At 68.2% G+C, this 17,777-nt stretch carries 13 protein-coding genes; 8 read left to right on the top strand and 5 right to left on the bottom strand.

All coding sequences use genetic code 11. From position 1 onward, the window contains the following. Positions 1-85: 85 nt before the first annotated feature. Entirely contained in the window at positions 86-1,438 is a 1,353-nt protein-coding gene (locus tag MSM1_RS07520) for an acetyl-CoA C-acetyltransferase (RefSeq protein ID WP_213440887.1), read from the bottom strand. A gap of 154 nt (positions 1,439-1,592) precedes the next feature. On the opposite strand from MSM1_RS07520, the gene MSM1_RS07515 reads away from it, so the two are divergent. Together MSM1_RS07515 and MSM1_RS07510 are read left to right on the top strand one after the other, a co-directional pair. After that, positions 1,593-2,957 carry a 3-oxoacyl-ACP reductase gene (locus tag MSM1_RS07515; RefSeq protein ID WP_213440886.1) on the top strand — a complete coding sequence of 455 codons (1,365 nt, stop codon included), beginning with the start codon at positions 1,593-1,595 and terminating at the stop codon, positions 2,955-2,957. Positions 2,958-3,014: 57 nt separating this feature from the next. Further along, positions 3,015-3,857, top strand: a complete 843-nt coding sequence (locus tag MSM1_RS07510) for a MaoC/PaaZ C-terminal domain-containing protein (protein WP_213440885.1) — start codon at positions 3,015-3,017, stop codon at positions 3,855-3,857. A gap of 47 nt (positions 3,858-3,904) precedes the next feature. On the opposite strand, the gene MSM1_RS07505 is transcribed toward MSM1_RS07510, so the two are convergent. From MSM1_RS07505 to MSM1_RS07495, 3 genes are all read right to left on the bottom strand, one after another. Then, on the bottom strand, positions 3,905-5,164 hold the full coding sequence (locus tag MSM1_RS07505) for a chloride channel protein (RefSeq protein WP_213441556.1): 1,260 nt from the start codon (positions 5,162-5,164) through the stop codon (positions 3,905-3,907). A gap of 33 nt (positions 5,165-5,197) precedes the next feature. Beyond that, on the bottom strand, positions 5,198-5,839 hold the full coding sequence (locus tag MSM1_RS07500; protein ID WP_213440884.1) for a TetR/AcrR family transcriptional regulator: 642 nt from the start codon (positions 5,837-5,839) through the stop codon (positions 5,198-5,200). A gap of 103 nt (positions 5,840-5,942) precedes the next feature. Then, positions 5,943-7,079: a glycoside hydrolase family 3 N-terminal domain-containing protein gene (locus tag MSM1_RS07495; RefSeq protein WP_213440883.1), complete on the bottom strand. Its 1,137-nt coding sequence runs from the start codon at positions 7,077-7,079 to the stop codon at positions 5,943-5,945. 180 nt (positions 7,080-7,259) lie between these two features. Between MSM1_RS07495 and MSM1_RS07490 the strand changes: the two genes are divergently transcribed. From MSM1_RS07490 to MSM1_RS07460, 6 genes are all read left to right on the top strand, one after another. Beyond that, positions 7,260-7,433: a DUF2613 domain-containing protein gene (locus MSM1_RS07490; protein WP_213440882.1), complete on the top strand. Its 174-nt coding sequence runs from the start codon at positions 7,260-7,262 to the stop codon at positions 7,431-7,433. A 121-nt stretch (positions 7,434-7,554) separates the two neighbouring features. After that, positions 7,555-11,955: an alpha-(1->3)-arabinofuranosyltransferase gene (locus MSM1_RS07485; RefSeq protein WP_307857343.1), complete on the top strand. Its 4,401-nt coding sequence runs from the start codon at positions 7,555-7,557 to the stop codon at positions 11,953-11,955. Between the two features lie 92 nt (positions 11,956-12,047). Then, positions 12,048-13,496 carry a lipase maturation factor family protein gene (locus MSM1_RS07475; protein ID WP_213440881.1) on the top strand — a complete coding sequence of 483 codons (1,449 nt, stop codon included), beginning with the start codon at positions 12,048-12,050 and terminating at the stop codon, positions 13,494-13,496. Between the two features lie 118 nt (positions 13,497-13,614). Continuing rightward, on the top strand, positions 13,615-14,646 hold the full coding sequence (locus MSM1_RS07470) for an extracellular solute-binding protein (RefSeq protein ID WP_213440880.1): 1,032 nt from the start codon (positions 13,615-13,617) through the stop codon (positions 14,644-14,646). A 10-nt stretch (positions 14,647-14,656) separates the two neighbouring features. Next, positions 14,657-15,466, top strand: coding sequence for an ABC transporter permease subunit (locus MSM1_RS07465; protein ID WP_213440879.1), 810 nt, complete (start codon positions 14,657-14,659; stop codon positions 15,464-15,466). Next, complete coding sequence (locus MSM1_RS07460) at positions 15,441-16,529, top strand: ABC transporter ATP-binding protein (RefSeq protein ID WP_213440878.1); 1,089 nt, start codon at positions 15,441-15,443, stop codon at positions 16,527-16,529. The genes MSM1_RS07465 and MSM1_RS07460 overlap by 26 nt, the downstream gene beginning before the upstream one ends. On the opposite strand, the gene MSM1_RS07455 is transcribed toward MSM1_RS07460, so the two are convergent. Then, positions 16,493-17,749 carry a divalent metal cation transporter gene (locus MSM1_RS07455; protein ID WP_307857342.1) on the bottom strand — a complete coding sequence of 419 codons (1,257 nt, stop codon included), beginning with the start codon at positions 17,747-17,749 and terminating at the stop codon, positions 16,493-16,495. The two genes, MSM1_RS07460 and MSM1_RS07455, sit on opposite strands and share 37 nt — an antisense overlap. Positions 17,750-17,777: the final 28 nt, after the last annotated feature.

The following is a 17,777-nucleotide window of genomic DNA, read 5'->3' as shown; positions in this document are numbered from 1 at the left end:
GCGCCGCCCCGAGGGATTTGGCTGATCAGCCACAACGGGTCGGCAACGCCGGAAAGTAGCCGCCGGCACGCCCCGGGCGGCGGCGTCAGGCTTCCAGGATCGCCGCCACGCCCTGGCCGCCGGCCGCGCAGATCGAAATCAGCCCGCGCAGCGGCTGGGCAGTGGACCCTTTCTGTTCGGCCTTCTTCTGCGCAAGCTGCTTGGCCAGCTGCGCCAGGATCCGCCCGCCGGTGGCCGCGAAGGGATGCCCGGCCGCCAGCGATGACCCGTTGACGTTGAGCTTGGAGCGGTCAATGGCTCCCAGCGCCGCGTCTAGGCCCAGTCGCTGCTTGCAGTATTCCTGCGACTCCCATGCTTGCAGGTGGGCCAAGACCACCGAGGCGAACGCCTCATGGATTTCGTAGAAGTCGAAATCCTGCAGCGCCAGGCCGTTGCGGGCCAGCAGCCGGGGCACGGCGTAGGTCGGCGCCATCAACAGCCCGTCGTCACCGGTGACATAGTCCACCGCAGCGGTCTCGGCGTCGACGAAATAGGCCAGCGGAACAAGCGAATGGTCGGCCGCCCAGTCCTCGCTGGCCATCAAGACGACTGAGGCGCCGTCGGTCAGTGCCGTCGAATTTCCCGCCGTCATCGTCGCGTCGCCAGCCTTCACCCCGAAAACCGGGCGCAGCGTGGCCAGCTTCTCGACGGTCGAGTCGGGCCGCAGGTTGTCGTCGCGATAGAGCCCCAGAAACGGGGTGACCAGGTCGTCGAAGAAACCGCGATCATAGGCGGCGGCCATGTTGCGGTGGCTGGCGACCGCCAGCTGATCCTGGTCGACCCGCTTGATCCCCATCTGCTTGGCGGTGATGGCGGCGTGCTCCCCCATCGACAAGCCGGTGCGGCGCTCGCGGTTCACCGGAATCTCCACGCCCAGCGTCGCCGGCAGTTTGCCGACCAGCTTCAGCCGCTCCACGGTGGACGCCGATCGGCGCAGCCTGAGCAACGTGCGGCGCAACTCGTCGCCAAACCCGATCGGTGGGTCGGAGGCGGTGTCAACGCCACCCGCGACCGCGACCTCGTAACGGCCCGCCGCGATGCCGTCGGCGGCGGCGATCGCCGCCTGCAGACCGGTCCCGCACGCCTGCTGCATATCGAATGCCGGCGTGTAGGGAGAAAGCGCGGAGCCCAACACGCATTCACGCATCAAATTGAAATCGCGGCTGTGCTTGAGCACGGCGCCGCCGATAACCGCACCGAGTCGCTCACCGGCCAGGCCGAAACGCTCCACCAGCCCAGCCAAAGCGGCCGTGAACATGTCCTGGTTGGACGCCTCGGCGTAGGCGCCGTCGGCTCGCGCGAAGGGGATCCGGTTGCCTCCCAGCACGGCAACGCGCCGCCTGGTCGGGGTAGTCCCCGAAGATGCCTGGGTGGTCGGCCATGAGCTTTCAGTGGCCACGTTTGTCTCCCCACTGTTCCCAATTGTCGGTTTGGGATTGTCGGTTTGGGTACACCGCTGAACGCTATGCTACCCAATTTATTACTCTGGAGTAAGTTCGTTACCGCCGATACGGTTGCCAACAGCACGCACATCCGACACGGAAGGCAGTTCAGTGGCTCCCAAGCTCGCATCCGATCTGTTCTCCCAGGTCGTCAGCTCCGCCCCGGTGACGTTTATGGCCAAGCAACTGGGCATTCCCCAGCCGGAGACGCTTCGTCGCTATCACGTAGGTGATCCGCCGCTGCTCGGCTCGCTGTTGATCGGCGGCGACGGCAGAGTAGTCGAACCGCTGCGGACCGCGCTGGCCAACGACTACCAAGTGGTCAGCCACAACCTGGGCGGCCGCTGGGCCGATTCGTTCGGGGGCCTGGTGTTTGACGCCACCGGAATCACCGCACCCGCCCACCTGGACAGGCTGCGCGACTTTTTTGCTCCGCTGCTGCGTAATCTGGGGCGCTGCGCCCGTGTGGTGGTCGTGGGCACCACTCCCGACGCGGCTACCAACACCGGCGAGCGCATCGCGCAACGCGCGCTGGAGGGTTTTACCCGCTCGCTGGGCAAGGAACTTCGCCACGGGGCAACCATTCAGCTGGTGTACTTATCCCCGGAGGCCAAGCCGGCGGCCACCGGCCTGGAATCGACGATGCGGTTCATCTTGTCGGCAAAGTCGGCGTATGTGGACGGCCAGGTGTTCTACGTGGGGGCCGCTGACTCCACACCCCCGGGCGACTGGGACCGGCCCCTGGACGGCAAGGTGGCCATTGTGACGGGTGCCGCCAGCGGCATCGGCGCAGCCATCGCCGAGGTGCTTGCCCGTGACGGCGCCCGTGTCGTGGGTATCGACGTGGATGCCGCTGCCGAAGCGCTGAGCCAAACCGTCTCCCGGGTTGGGGGCACCGCGCTGATCCTCGACGTCACCGCGGACGACGCCGTCGATCGCATCACCGATCATCTTGGCGGGCACTACGGCGGGCGGGCCGACATCTTGGTCAACAACGCCGGAATCACCCGCGACAAGCTGCTGGCCAACATGGATGAGGCCCGCTGGGATGCCGTCATGGCCGTCAATCTGCTTGCGCCGTTGCGGCTTACCGAAGGACTGGTCGGCAACGGCAGCATCGCTGACGGGGGCCGGGTAATCGGGTTGTCGTCGGTGGCCGGTATCGCAGGCAACCGTGGCCAGACCAACTATGCCACCACCAAGGCCGGCATGATCGGGCTCACGCAAGCACTCGCACCGGTGCTCGCCCCCAAGGGCATCACGATCAACGCCGTCGCACCGGGATTCATTGAGACCAAGATGACCGCCGCCATCCCATGGGCCACCCGCGAGGTGGGGCGCCGGCTGAACTCGCTGCTCCAGGGCGGGCAGCCGGTAGACGTAGCCGAAACTATCGCCTACTTCGCCAACCCAGCTTCGAACGCCGTGACCGGCAATGTCATTCGTGTCTGTGGCCAGGCCATGATGGGTGCTTGAGGGCTCCGCGCAGGCAGCGGCGAGCGGAGGCCGACAATGGGACATGAGGTGGCAACTATGGCGCGACCACGCGGCATCACAAGCCTGCTACGGGCGGCGGTCGGGACGCTACCGCTGGTACCCCGCGGCGGGCAGCTGCCAGCCCGCACGCTCACCGTCGAGGACATGCCTATCGATCGCGCGAATGTGGCCGCCTACGCGGCCGTAACGGGATTGCGCTACGGCGATACCGTGCCGTTGACCTACCCGTTCGTGTTGACGTTCCCGATAATGATGTCCCTGGTGACGGGGTTCGACTTCCCTTTCGCCGCAATCGGATCGGTGCATACCGAAAACCACATCACACAATATCGGCCAATCGCGGTGACCGACACCGTGGGCGTGAAGCTACACGCCGAGAACCTACGTGAGCACCGAAAGGGTCTGCTGGTTGACCTGGTCGCCGATGTCAGCGTGGGCAATGACATTGCGTGGCACCAAGTATCGACCTTCCTTCATCAGCAGCGCACCAGCTTGTCCGACGAGCCTAAGCCGCCGCCGGAAAAACAGCCTAAACTGCCCCCGCCGAAAATACTGTTGAGCATTACCCCTGGCCGAATCCGCCGCTACGCGGCTGTCGCCGGTGATCACAACCCGATCCACACGAACCCCATCGCCGCCAGGCTGTTTGGCTTCCCTTCCGTCATCGCGCACGGGATGTTCAGCGCCGCAGCGATATTAGCAAACATCGAGGGCAAGATTCCGGGCGTGGTGAGGTATTCGGTGCGCTTCATCAAGCCGGTGGTGCTGCCTGCCCGCCCAGGCCTCTATGTCGATCAAGTCGACGGCGGCTGGGATCTGACGCTGCGCAATATCACCACGGGTTACCCGCACCTGACCGCAAGTATCCAAGCGCTCTAGATCCACGGCCTGTCCGCCCGGCGACCGCATGGCACGTGACGTTACGGTCAGGTTACCGCCACCGGGACACGGCGACGTTCGCTCAGCACCTGAAGGGCGTGCGTGCCGAGGGCGGCGGCGAGAAACACGACCAACAGCCAAAGAGGGGGGTGGGCAAGCTCCCACACGAAGATCGCCGCCCAGACCGGTGCGCGCTGGGTGATCGCCAGCACGGCGGCCGCACCGGCCAACGAGGCCGTTGGGACGTGAATGTCCATGCCGGCCGCCCCGTTGATCGCGAGCACGAGCAGCGATCCCGCGGCCGCTCCGGTGGCCAGGGAGGGGGTGAGCATCCCGCCGGTGCCGCCGGCTCGCAAGAAGAGCGCGGTTAGAAGTGGCTTTAAGATCAGGATTACCGCCGCCGCGATCAGGGTCATCCCGCTGTTTAAGCTCACGGTCAGAATACTTCGGCCATTACCGGGCAACTCGGGCCACCAGTGCGAGCAAATCCCGGTCAGTAACCCTGCGGCGGCGATCGCCGGGACCAGCGCCCACGACCGTGTCGGCGTCACGGGATAGGCCGCCGACGTAATGCGGGTGAATCCCCAGCCGACGAGGAAGCACACCGGAGCCACCGCCAGGGCATAACCGGTCAGCAAATAAGACACGTGTACGCTGGGCCACTCCAGGATTGGTCGATCAGCGGTCACGAAAGAGCCGACCGCGACCGCCAGGCTGGACGAGATCAGTGCCGCGCCCAGAGCACGCGGATGCCATGTCTTGAGCACAATGCGCACCGCGAACAGCGCGCCGCCCAGCGGGACGGCATAAACCGCGCCTAGGCCGGCTCCGGCCGCGCACGCCAGCAAGATTTCCCGGTCACGTGGTGACAGTCGTTGCAACCACCCGATACCCAGATCGGCTAGGACCGCAGCGAATTGACGGGGAGCCCCTTCCCGGCCCAGGGACGCGCCAGAGCCAACCAGCACGACCTGCAGCGCGGCATCAAAGCTCCACGAGAGCCTGGGCACCCGATGATGGCCCGCAATGACCTTGGTCAGCGGCGGCACATCGGCTCTGCCTCGCAGTAACCACCAACCCAGGCCGGCCAGCGCGCCACCGAGCATGGGTCCCGCCGCGCGGCGCACCGGACTGCTGCCGATGACGCCGCCGAGCAGCGAGCCGAACCGGTAATGGTAGGTAAGGTGCTCAACGAAACGCAGCAACAGGGTCGCCGACAACCCGGCGACCCCGGCCAGCAATCCGACGATGACCACCGCGCAGAAGAAATCGAGGTTGCGCCGGGTCACCGCACGAATGTATGTCACCACGTCGGTCACCGCGAACGGACCGGCCGTGAGCTAGCCCGAGCCGGTGACCACCTGGGGCTCGGCGTCGACGGCCTCGTGCTCGGACGGCGCGCCTTTAAGGCCACGCCAGAACAGGTTGATCATCAGCTCCGCCGCCTCGTCGACGTCGGTGTCACCCGTGCTGAGCCGGGCCGCGACGGCTTCACCCGCCCCCACCAGCGCCGCAGCCATCACGTCGAAATTGGTGTCCGGGTCTGGATGGCGGGTTCCCGCCCGCAACAGCCCGGCCACCAGCTCGGTGATCCGCTCACGTCCTTCGCGCACGGTGTGGGCGAACGCCTGAGAGCTGGTGGCTTGGGTGTACATCACGATCCAGGACGCCCGATTGGCGTCGATATAGTGCAAAAATGACACGATAGTGTTGCGCAGCAATTCCTTTGGGTTCTGGTTAGGGTCGATGTCCGCCCTGACGGAGTCGATGAGCCGGGTCAGCTCGCGGTCGAGGCAGGCGCCGAACAGCTCTTCTTTGGAGCCGTAGTACAGGTAGAGCATCGGCTTGGAGATCTGCGCTGCCGCTGCGATGGAATCCATCGAGGTCTCGTGGTAGCCGTTAAGGGAGAACATTTGCACGGCGGCATCGAGCATCTGCTGTTCGCGCACAGCGCGAGGAAGCCGCTTGGTACCGCCTGCCATCCGCCGTCCCTCTGGTCCCTTAGCCGCTCGATACGGGCCAGCCCTGCAGTGTCCCGCCGCTGGCCGACTCCAGATTAAGCGCGGTGGTGGGCTCGCACACGCATCAGTGCCCGCAGCGCGTGCTCGATCCCTTGACCGCGGCCATTCGCGACACCGAAGCGTTGATCGCCGGTACCGCCAGCTGGGCTGCGGCCACTGCCTTCTCGAGCCGGTCTAAAACCGCAGGCACCTCCTCGGTGCTGACCCACAGCGCGACGTCGACACCGGCCTGCAAGGTGCGCAGCACCGCCTCGGCCACGCCGTAGCGGCTGTTGACCGCGGCCATGCTGGACAAGTCGTCGCTGAACACCGGCCCGTTGAACGGCGGGCCGCCGTAGCCGGTGCCGCGGCGCAACAATGCCACGGCCGCGGCGCTGAGGCTGGCCGGCTCATCGCCGGTTAGTCCCGGAACCTGCAGGTGACCCATCATCACCCCGACCGGTGCCTGGCCCACCAGCGTGCGGTAGGGCACCAGATCGCTGCGCTGCAGCTCCTCCAGCGGTGGTGTGGTGACCGCGCCGGTGTGCGAGTCGCCCGAGCCATGCCCGTGGCCAGGGAAATGCTTGAGCACGGGAAGCAAACCGGCGTCCCGCAGGCCCCGCGCATACGCCCCGGCGTAGGCGGTGACGGTGGCGGGGTCGGAGCCAAACGACCGGTCACCGATGACGGTGTCGGCCGGGGCGTCGGTGACGTCGACCACCGGCGCGAAGTCGACGGTGATACCGAGGTGTCGCATTTTGCGGCCCCGGTCCAGCGCGACGGCGTAGACCTCGTCGGGGGTGTGGGTCTGCGCCAGCACCCGCGCAGCCGGGGCCGGCCCGATCAGCGGGGACAACCGTGACACCCGGCCACCTTCCTCGTCGACGCTCACCGCCAGCGGCAGCGGGCCTGCGCCGCGAGCGATATCGGCCAGCGAGCCGTCGGTCAGCATGGCTAGGTCCGTCCAGCTGCCGATGAAGATGCCTCCCACGTGGTGGTCGGCGACCACCGCCCGCGCGTCGGCGGCGTTGCGCACCCCGACCATCAGCAGCTGGGCCAGCTTGTCACGAGTAGGAAGGGCCGTCACGTCTCCGCAACCGGGGGCCGCGCGGGTGGGCGCAGGGAGCGGCTTCGCCGAGGGCTCGCGCCGTTCGCCGTGCCCGCACGCTATCACCAGCACCGACGCCGCCGTCAGGACCGCCAGGATGCGTCCGGTCGCCACCGGCCCATGGTGTCACATGACGCAGATCGGTTCCCGGCACCAGCCCGGCCGGGCGGTGCGCGCCCTTGAGGCCCCGCGGCGGGCACTGGCACGGATAGTGGGCGGATAGCGCGCAAATAGTGCTTACCGGAGGTCTGCTAGGTTGGCGACAACCACGACCGAAACCTCCAGGAGCCATCGATGAACCGGTTCGTTGTGCCCGCCGTCGCCAGCATCGTGGTTGGCCTGTTGCTGGGCGCGGCCGCGATCTTCGGGATCACCCTGATGGTGGAGCAGAACACCAGGCCGCCATTGCCCGGCGGTGATCCGGCGTCCTCGGTGCTCAACCGGGTCGAGTACGGCAACCGTACTTAGCCGGGCGATGATGCGGACCGCGCTCGGCGGTCAGGGGTGGGGCGCCCGTCTGGCTGCGGGGGTAGCCCCGGCGAGTGGATCGCGGCTGAACGCCCCACCCTCCCCAGCGGCGCGGCCTGCGGTGGTGCCGTTGCCGCGGCGCTGGTTGTGGCTTGCTGGGGCGATCGCGTCGGCGCTGTGCTGCGGGCAGTCCCCTGGGCGGATTTCACCTGACACCAAACTTGATCTCACCGTCAACCCGCTGCGCTTCCTGGCCCGCGCGACCAACCTGTGGACCAGCGACCTGCCGTTCGGGCAAACGCAAAACCAGGCCTACGGCTATCTGTTTCCGCACGGCGCCTTCTTCGTGGCGGGCCACCTGCTGGGGATACCGGGGTGGCTCACCCAGCGACTGTGGTGGGCGCTGCTGCTGACCGTCGGGTTTTGGGGGCTGCTGCGGGTCGCTGAAGCGCTGGGCACCGGCAGCCCGACATCGCGGGTGATCGCCGCCGCGGCGTTCGCGCTCTCACCGCGGGTGCTGAGCACCCTTGGGTCGATCTCATCGGAGACCTTGCCGATGATGCTGGCGCCCTGGGCGCTGCTGCCCACCATCCTGGCGTTGCGTGCCGAGCCGGGCAGGTCCGCGCGAGTGCTGGCCGCGCAAGCCGGCCTGGCGGTGGCGATGATGGGGGCGGTCAACGCGGTCGCCACCCTCGCGGCTTGCCTGCCCGCGGTGCTCTGGTGGGCCTGCCACCGGCCGAACCGCTTGTGGTGGCGATACACCGCGTGGTGGCTGCTCGCCCTGACGCTGGCAATGCTGTGGTGGCTGCTGGCACTGGGCCTGATGCGCCATGTCAGCCCGCCGTTTTTGGACTTCATCGAATCTTCCGGTGTCACAACCCAATGGACGTCGCTGACCGAGGTGCTGCGTGGCACCGCGGGCTGGACACCGTTTGTGGCGCCCACGGCCACCGCCGGTGCGCCACTGGTCACCGGCTCCGTGGCGATCCTGGGCACCTGCCTGGTGGCCGCCGCCGGGCTTGCCGGGCTGGCGACGCCCGATATGCCGGCCCGTGGACGGCTGATAACGATGCTGCTCTTCGGGGTGGTTATGCTGACCGCCGGGTATGCCGGTGGCCTGGGCTCCCCGCTGGCGCATCAGGTCCAGGGGTTCTTGGACGCCGGGGGCGCACCGGTGCGCAATGCGCACAAGCTGGAGCCGGTGATCCGGCTTCCGGTGGTGCTTGGGCTGGCTCAGCTGCTGGGACGGATACCGCTGCCCGGCAGCGCACCGACCCGGGAGTGGAGTCACGCGTTCGCCCACCCCGAAGACGACAAGCGGGTCGCGGCCGGCATCGTCGTGTTGACGGCCCTGGCGGTCAGCACGTCGCTGGCGTGGACCGGCCGGCTCGCGCCCCCGGGAACGTTCGAGGCGATACCACAGTATTGGCGCGACGCCGCGGACTGGCTCGCCCAGCACAACACCGGCAGCCCGATCCCCGGGCGGGTGCTCGTGGTTCCCGGCGCGCCGTTTGCCATCCAGGGGTGGGGCACCACCCATGACGAGCCACTGCAGGTCCTCGCCGGCGGGCCGTGGGGGGTGCGCGACTCCATCCCGCTGACCCCGCCGCAGGCCATCCGGGCCCTGGATTCCGTGCAACGTCTGCTCGCCGCCGGCCAGCCGTCGGCTGGCCTGGCCGACACCCTGGCGCGCCAGGGCATTTCGTATGTGGTGGTGCGTAACGACTTGGACCCTGAGACGTCGCGATCGGCCCGGCCAATCTTGGTGCACCGCGCCATCACCGGATCGCCACGACTGCAAAAGGTGGCGCAGTTCGGCGCCCCGGTAGGACCCGGCGCCGTGCCGGGCTTCGTCAGCGACAGCGGGCTGCGGCCGCGATATCCGGCCTTGGAGATATACCGAGTGATCTACCGCGTCGACGACGCCGATGCCCCCGCGGCCCCGTATTTCGCCGACATCGACCGCCTGGCCCGCATCGATGGCGGGCCCGAAGTGCTGCTCCGTCTCGACGAACGCCGCCGCCTGCTGGGCGAGCCCGCGCTGGGTCCGGTGTTGTTGACCGCCGATGCCCGGCGTGCCGGTCTGCCCACGCCGGTGGTGACCGTGACCGACACCCCGCTATCCCGGGAGACCGACTATGGCCGGGTAGACCACCACTCGTCGGCGATCCGCGCTGCCGGCGACCCAAGACACACCTACAACCGGGTGCCCGACTACCCCGTCCCCGGGGCCGAGACGGTCTTCGGCGGCTGGACCGGCGGGCGGCTCAGTGCCTCCAGCTCGTCTTCGGACTCCACCTCCCTGCCCGACGTCGCTCCCGCAACCTCACCGGCGGCCGCAGTCGACGGCGACCCGGCGACCGCCTGGGTATCCAACGCGCTGCAGTCCGCGGTCGGCCAATGGCTGCAAGTGGATTTCGATCGCCCGGTGGCAAACGCCGTCATCACACTGACACCCAGCGCAACCACCGTCGGCGCCCAGGTCCGCCGTGTCGAGATCTCCACGGTCAACGGAACCACCACCCTGCGGTTCGACGAAGCCGGTAAGCCACTCACCGCGGCCCTGCCCTACGGCGAAACCCCCTGGGTGCGGATCACCGCGGTCGGCACCGACGACGGGTCCGCAGGGGTGCAGTTCGGTATCACCGACCTGGCCATCACCCAGTACGACGCGTCGGGTTTTGCCCACCCCGTCGAGCTTCGCCACACCGTGCTGGTTCCCGGTCCCCCGCCGAACGCCGCCGTCGCGGGGTGGGATCTGGGGGCGGAGCTGCTGGGCAGACCCGGCTGCGCCCAGGGACCCGACGTCGTGCGCTGCGCCCCGTCGATGGCGCTCACGGCCGAAGAACCGGCGAGCTTCAGCCGCACGCTGAGCGTGCCGCAACCGATCGCGGTGACCCCCCAGGTGTGGGTTCGGGCGCGCCAGGGCCCGAAGCTGGCCGACCTGATCGCCCAGCCGGGTGCCACGCGCGCGCGTGGTGACTCCGATGTGGTCGACGTCTTGGGCTCCGCATACGCCGCGAGCGACGGCGATCCGGCGACCGCATGGACCGCGCCGCAGCGCGTCGTGCAACACAAGACGCCGCCCACGCTCACCCTCACCCTTCCCCGGCCCACCGAGGTCACCGGGTTGCGACTCACCCCCAGTGAGCCCGCGACGGGGAAGCCGGGCGGGACGGTCCCGCCCGGCGATACCGCCGGCCATCGGGCGGGTCACGGCCAATCCGGACAAGCCGGCCAATCCGGACAAGCCGGGCAAGCCGGGCAATCCGGGCAATCCGGGCAAGCGAATCCAGCGGGAGTGGCGGCTTCAGAGACAGCAGCGCCCGCGCGTCCGACGCTTGTGGCCGTCAACCTCGGAGACGGCCCGCAGGTTCGCCACCTGAGATTCGGCTCCGGCGCAGGCCGTGAGCCACAAACCCTGCCGCTGAAACCCCGGGTCACCGACACCGTCACGGTCAGCCTGCTCGACTGGGACGACGTGATCGACCGCACCGCCCTGGGTTTCGACCAGCTGAAACCGCCGGGGCTGGCCGAGGTCGCGGTGCTCGGCGTCGGCGGGGCGCCGGTGGCGCCCGCCGACGCCGCCCGTAACCGGTTACGCCGGATCGCCGTCGACTGCGCTCACGGGCCCGTCGTCGCCGTCGCCGGCCGATTCGTGCATACTTCGATCACAACCACGGTGGGCGCGCTGCTGGACGGCCGGCCCGTTGCGGCCCAACTGTGTGATCGCCGGCCGATCACCCTGCCCGCGGGTCAGCAGGAACTGCTGATCAGCCCGGGCGAGGCGTTTATGGTCGACGGCGTTCAGCTGTTCAGCGCGATAACCGCCGAGTTACCCAGCACCACAATCGTTCCCGCAAATGTAGTGGCATGGGGCTCCGCCCGCCGTGAGGTGCGTGCCCCCGCGGCGGCTACCTCTCGCGTGCTGGTGGTGCCAGAAAGCATCAACCCCGGCTGGGTGGCGCGTACCAGCGACGGGATTCGGCTGACGCCGGTCGCCGTCAATGGCTGGCAGCAGGGCTGGGTGCTGCCTGCGGGGACGTCCGGCACGATCACGTTGACCTTCGCCTCCAATTCGCTGTACCGCGCGGGCCTGGCGGGCGGGCTGGCCTTGCTGCCCCTGCTCGCCCTGCTGGCGTGGTGGCGGCCGCGACGAGCGCGCGGTGGCGAGCCCGCCACTCCCTGGGCGCCCGGACGCTGGGTGGTGGTTGCGGTGTTGGCGGCCGGAGCGGTGATCGCGGGAGCGGCCGGCAGCGCCGTTTTCGGTGCGGCACTGGCGCTGCTGTACGGGCTGCGCCGCCGACCGCGGTTGCGGGACGCGACCGCGGTCGGGCTGAGCGCCGCCGGGCTGATTCTGGCCGGGGCGGCGCTGTCCCGGCACCCCTGGCGCTCGGTCGACGGCTACGCCGGGCATTCCGCGGCGGTGCAACTGCTGGCGCTCATTTCGCTTGCCGCGCTTGCCGAGTCGGCGACGATGCGGGCCGAGCATCGGCCCGAGAAGGAGCCGCGCCAGCCTTGATTTCTCCCTCGGCATCGACGTTTTGCTAGCCGGCTGGGCCGGTTCCGCGGGAGGATCGAGTACGAACGTCCATCCGCTGAGGGGTTGCGGGCATGGGATGGTTTTCGGCGCCTGACTATTGGCTGGGCAGGCTGGTACTGGAGCGCGGGGTCGCGGCCATTTACCTGATCGCGTTCGTGGCGGCAGCGAGACAGTTCCGCGCGCTCATCGGGGAAAACGGGATGTTACCGGTCCCCCGGTATTTGGAGCGGCGGTCCTTCTGGGCGACGCCGAGCATCTTCCACCTCCGCTACTCCGACAGGCTCTTTGCCACCGTCTCCTGGCTCGGTGCGGCGCTCAGCGCGGCAATCGTCACCGGTGCGGCCGACCTGGTGCCACTGTGGACTGCGATGTTGATGTGGCTGTTGTTGTGGGTGCTGTATTTGTCGATCGTCAATGTGGGACAGACCTGGTATTCGTTCGGCTGGGAGTCGTTGCTGCTGGAGACCGGATTCCTGGCGATCTTCCTCGGTAACGACCGCACGGCGCCGCCGGTGCTGACGATGTGGCTGGCACGGTTTTTATTGTTCCGGCTCGAGTTCGGCGCCGGGCTGATAAAGCTGCGCGGCGACTCGTGTTGGCGCAACCTGACGTGCCTGTACTACCACCATGAGACGCAACCAATGCCCGGACCGCTGAGTTGGCTCTTTCATCACCTGCCCAAGCCGCTGCACCGGGTTGAGGTCCTCGGCAACCATTTCGCCCAGCTCATCGTCCCCTTCGGGCTGTTTGCTCCGCAGCCGGTGGCCAGCGCGGCGGCGGCCGTGGTCATCATCACCCAGCTATGGCTGGTGGCATCCGGCAACTTCGCCTGGCTGAATTGGCTGACCATCATCTTGGCGTGCGGCGTGATCGACAACTCGTCGGCAGCAGCGGTGTTTCCGATGCCGAAGCCACCGGTGCTGCCGGGGCCGCCGACGTGGTTCGCCGCGTTGGTGATCGCCTTCACCGTGTTGGTGGTGATCCTGAGTTACTGGCCGGTGCGTAACCTGATGTCTAGCCAGCAACGTATGAATATGTCGTTCAACCCGTTTCACCTAGTCAACACCTATGGGGCCTTCGGTAGCGTCGGGCGTGTGCGCCGAGAGGTGGTAATCGAGGGCACCGACGAGGAAGAGATCACCGAACAGACGGTGTGGAAGGAATACGAATTTAAGGGCAAGCCCGGTTCGCTGCACCGGCTGCCGCCGCAGTGGGCCCCGTATCATCTGCGCCTGGACTGGCTGATGTGGTTCGCCGCCATCTCGCCGCTCTACGCACATCAGTGGCTGACCCCGTTCCTGGTGCGGCTGTTGCAAAACGATCCACCGACGCTACGTCTGTTGCGGCACAATCCGTTCCCTGATTCCCCACCACGATACGTGCGCGCCCAGCTGTACCGGTACCGATTCACCACGTGGCGGGAGCTGCGACGCGATCGGGCGTGGTGGCATCGCACTTTAGAAGGCAGATATGTGCCGCCGGTCACGTTGGAGAGGGTGGACGCGCCGCACGCCGACTGACAGGTCTGCGGCAACACGCAGATGGTGGCCGATCCGGCTTGGCTCGTGCTCATACTGGCCCTCGGCTGAGCGGACACGAACCCGGATATCACGGTGCCGACGCTAGGATCGGTCGGTGGTGAGTTTGGGGAGATACCGCGGCGTGCAGAGCCGTACCGCGCAGAAAGCAGCGACCGCACTGGCGGCTGCGCTGGCCGCAGTGGGAATCGCGGGATGCGGACAGTCCTCTCCGGGCACCGGCGGCGGCGTACCCAAGCATGAGGGAACGGCCAGCGTTGCCTACGCGGGTTCGCTGGAGAACCTGAACGAGAAGACCGTGGGTCCGGCTTTCAGCAAAGCCACCGGCTATTCGTACCGTGGGCGCGGCGCCGGCTCGAGCGCGCTCTCGCAGGAGATCAAATCCGGTGAGATCACGCCGGGCGTGTTCGAGTCCATCGGCGCCGGGCCGATCGAAGCGCTCGAGCCGAAGTTCACCACGTGGTATGTCCAGTTCGCGGCCAGTCCGCTGGTGCTCGCCTATAACCCGGCGAGCCGGTACGCCAGCGAGTTCCGGGACTACGCAGCGGGAAAGAAGCCGCTAGGTGGGCTGTTTCAGCTGTTGGCCACGCCCGGGTTCAAGCTGGGCCGCACCGACCCGAATGTGGACCCGCAAGGCGCGGCGTTCATCGAGATGCTGATGCTCGCACAGCAGCGCTACCACCTGCCGGGTGACATCGTGACGAAGATCCTCGGCGGACCGCCGTCGTCGTCGAAATCAACGGAAATCTTCGAGGAGACCGCGCTGGAGCCGCGACTACAGGCCGGGCAGCTCGATGCGGCCAGCGCCTTTCTGTCGCAGGCGATTCAGCTGCATCTGAACTACATCCCGCTGCCGGGTGACATCAACCTGGGCGACCCGGCGCAGGCCGCGCATTACGCCACCGCCAGCTTCCCGCTGGCCAACAGCACCGTCGAGCACGGCAAGCCGCTGGTGGTGGACATCACCACGATCGGCGAGCCCGACCGGGCGGCGGCCGCATTCGTCGCCTACGTGCTGTCTAAAGACGGGCTCGCGCTGCACCGAGCGGGTGGGTACACGCTACTCACCCCGACCGCGTTCGGCGATGTCGGGGCGATTCCCGCCGTCGTCCGCCATGAGCTGGGCGGCTAGAGCGCCCGCGATGGGTGGGGAATTGTCGCATCGGCTTCGGTCTGTCTCGGGGGCGGTCTCGGTGGCCGCCGCCGGGCTCATCTGGTTGCTGCTGCTCGGGCCCGTGGTCGAGCTCGTCACCCACTCCTCGCTCGGTGTGCTGCGCAGCGCCCTGACGGCGCCCGGCGCGCTGGATCCCCTGGTCACCTCGGTGGAGTCCGGGCTGCTCACCCTCGTGGTTCTGGTGGTCTGCGGCACGCCCCTGGGGTGGGCGCTGGCCCGTGGCAGCCTGCCGGCCCCCAGGCTGTGGGAGGCCGGGCTGCTGGCCAGCCTGCTGCTCCCACCGCTGGTGATCGGGCTGCTGCTGGTGTTCCTGGTCGGACCGGTCACGCCCATCGGCCGGATGCTCAGCTTCATGCACGCGTCGGCGACTAACACGTTTTTAGCCCTGGTCATCGCCCAGGTGTACGAGTCGGCACCGTATTATGTGCTCGGCGCGCAGGCCGCCTTCGCCGACGTGGACCCTCAGCTGGTGCAGCAGGCGGCGCTGCTGGGCGACCCGCCGCTGCGCGCGGTCCGGCGGGTCATGCTGCCGTTGGCCGCGCCTGGGCTGGCAATGGCGCTGGCGGTGGCGTGGGCGCGGGCGATGGGCGCATTTGGCGCGGTGGTGATCGTCGCCTACCATCCCTACGGGCTACCCCTGCAGATCTGGACCACGCTGCAAGAAACCGGGCTGGCCTCCGCCCTGCCGTTCGCCCTCGTCTTGCTGCTGGTGGCGCTGCCGTTGCCGCTGACCGCCTACCTGTGGAGCGCCCGTGCTCGAGGCCGACGTCGAGGTTGACCGCCGCGAATTCACCGTGGCCGTTGCGCTGGCGGTGGCGCCCGGTGAACGGCTGGCCGTTTTCGGCCCGTCCGGGGCGGGTAAGACCACGATCCTGGAGGTCATCGCCGGGCTGCTCGCGCCGCGGCGGGGCCGTGTGGTGCTCGGTGAGCGGGTGCTGACCCTGCTGCCCGGCCCGCGGGGCCGATCACTGCTGGTGCCGCCGTGGCGGCGTGGGATCGGGCTGCTGCGCCAAAACCCCTGTTTGTTCCCTCATCTTCCGGTGCTGGACAACCTGTGTTACAGCGTGCGAGAGCGCAGCGCGGCCGGCTCCGGCGCGAATGGTCGCGGCCATGGAGTTCAGCATGAAATTCAGCGCGTGGCGACCGCCCTGGGGATATGCGGGTTGCTGGACGAGATGCCCGCCCGGTTGTCCGGCGGGCAGGCACATCGGGTGGCGCTTGGCCGGTTGCTGGTGGCCCGCTGCGACGCACTGCTACTCGACGAGCCCTACACCGGCCTGGACGCCGGGCTGCGCCGGACGCTCACCCGGCTGGTGAGCGAGGTGGCGACCGAGCGCGGCCTGCCCGCGATTTTGGTCAGCCACGAGCTCGCCGACGCGCAGGCATTCGCCAGCCGGCTTGCGGTGGTCGACCGCGGCAGGCTGCTGCAGACGGGGACACCAGAGGAGGTGGTGCATCGGCCCGCGTGCCGCCGGGTCGCTGAACTGGTCGGATACCTTGGTTTCGTTCCGGTGACCACGGACTCCCGGCATTCCACGGAACGACGCGGCCCAGCCGGGACGGTTGCCGGGATTCACCCTGACCGGATGGTCGCCGGGGCATGGCCGGACGCCGGTCTGGTCATCACCGGCGTGGTCGAAGCGTCCCGGCCCGCCGGCGCCGGCTGGGAAGCCGACCTGCGCACCCCGAACGGCGCGGCGCTGAGTTGCCGGTTGACGCGGCGGCCACCCGGGGCCGGATCACCGCTGACCGTGACCGCGCTGGACCCGCCGCTTTTCACGCCCGACGGCGCGGACGCCGGCCGCTACTGCACCATGCCGAGGGTCGAGGGAACCATGTAGAGCCCGAACGCGATCACCAGCAGGCACAACGCCCAGCTGATATATTTGCGCGCCCCGCGCATCTGCCACCGCTTCGGCAGGGCCTTCGCCTCCAAGACGAGAAGAAAGCCCAGCACGATCGGCAGCAGCAACGCATTCATCACCTCCACGCCCACCGCGAGCCCGACGAGGTTGAAACTGCTCAGCACCAGCACCGCTCCCAGGATGTGTACGAGCGCATAGGACAGGTAGAACCTGGCGGTCCGGCGAGAGGGTCGCTCGTTCAGCGTGTGCTTCCAGCCGAAGACCTCGCACAGGCCCCAGGCCCCGGCCAGCGATGAAACGATCGCCGCGACCAGTGCGGCGCCGAGCATGCCGAGGCCGAAAAGGACCTGCCCGCCGACATGGCCAAGGTACGGCGTGAGGGCATCGGCGATTTGCCCCACGGTGTCCAGCGGCGTACCCGGCCGATGGCGGCCCACCGTCGCGGCCACCGCCGCGACCACTGCGATCATGACGATCTGGGTGAGCACCGCGCCCACGGCGGTGTCCTGGCGGGCATGCCGAATCGTTGCCGTGGACAGCCCCTTCTGGATGACCGCGCCCTGCTGATAAAAGACCATCCACGGCATGATCACCGCGCCCACGTTGGCGGCCAGCAGCATGAGGTAGGAAGCGTTGCCGAGGGGAAGGCTAGCCAACCCCCGGGCGATAGCGTGCGGCGCGGGATGGCTCATGATCATCGAGGCGAGGAAGGCCAGTTCGGCAAGGCCGAAAACGATACCGACTCGCTCGACCCGGTGATAGCTGCCGGTAAACGCCAGGGCGAGCAGAAAGATGGTCGCCACCGGCACGGTGAGCCACTTGGAGACACCGAACAGCTCGCCGACACCGGCAACCCCCGCGAACTCGGTCAACAACGCACCGATCGCGGACAGAAACAGGGTGCCCGCCGACAGCGCCGCCCACCTCGTGCCAAACCGCTGCCTGATCAGTGCGCCGTGGCCGTGACCGCTGACGATACCCAGGCGAACCGTCATCTCCTGCACGACGTAGAGAATGGGTATCAAAATGACCTGCGGGAGAATCATCCGGTACCCCCACTGCGCCCCGGACTGCGCGGCTGTGATCAGCGAGCCCGCATCGGTGTCGGCGAGCATGACTACCAGACCGGGCCCCCACGCGGCGAGGAAGCCCGCCCGTAAAAGCCAGCGTCGTCGCGGGAGAGCCGCGACGGCCATGAGTTCGTCAGCAGTCACTTCGCCGATG

The sequence above is a fragment of the Mycobacterium sp. SM1 genome (assembly GCF_018361265.1).
Classification (GTDB): Bacteria; Actinomycetota; Actinomycetes; order Mycobacteriales; family Mycobacteriaceae; genus Mycobacterium.
Note: the sequence above shows the minus strand (reverse complement) of the source record. Positions and strands in the feature narration are given on the sequence as shown.

What these genes read in the sequence shown, in the direction of transcription:
- MSM1_RS07510 (WP_213440885.1), top strand. Translation starts at nt 3,015, where the DNA reads ATGGCGCGACCACGCGGCATCACAAGCCTGCTACGGGCGGCGGTCGGG.
- MSM1_RS07500 (WP_213440884.1), bottom strand. Translation starts at nt 5,839, where the DNA reads ATGGCAGGCGGTACCAAGCGGCTTCCTCGCGCTGTGCGCGAACAGCAG.
- MSM1_RS07490 (WP_213440882.1), top strand. Translation starts at nt 7,260, where the DNA reads ATGAACCGGTTCGTTGTGCCCGCCGTCGCCAGCATCGTGGTTGGCCTG.
- MSM1_RS07475 (WP_213440881.1), top strand. Translation starts at nt 12,048, where the DNA reads ATGGGATGGTTTTCGGCGCCTGACTATTGGCTGGGCAGGCTGGTACTG.
- MSM1_RS07465 (WP_213440879.1), top strand. Translation starts at nt 14,657, where the DNA reads ATGGGTGGGGAATTGTCGCATCGGCTTCGGTCTGTCTCGGGGGCGGTC.
- MSM1_RS07455 (WP_307857342.1), bottom strand. Translation starts at nt 17,749, where the DNA reads ATGGCCGTCGCGGCTCTCCCGCGACGACGCTGGCTTTTACGGGCGGGC.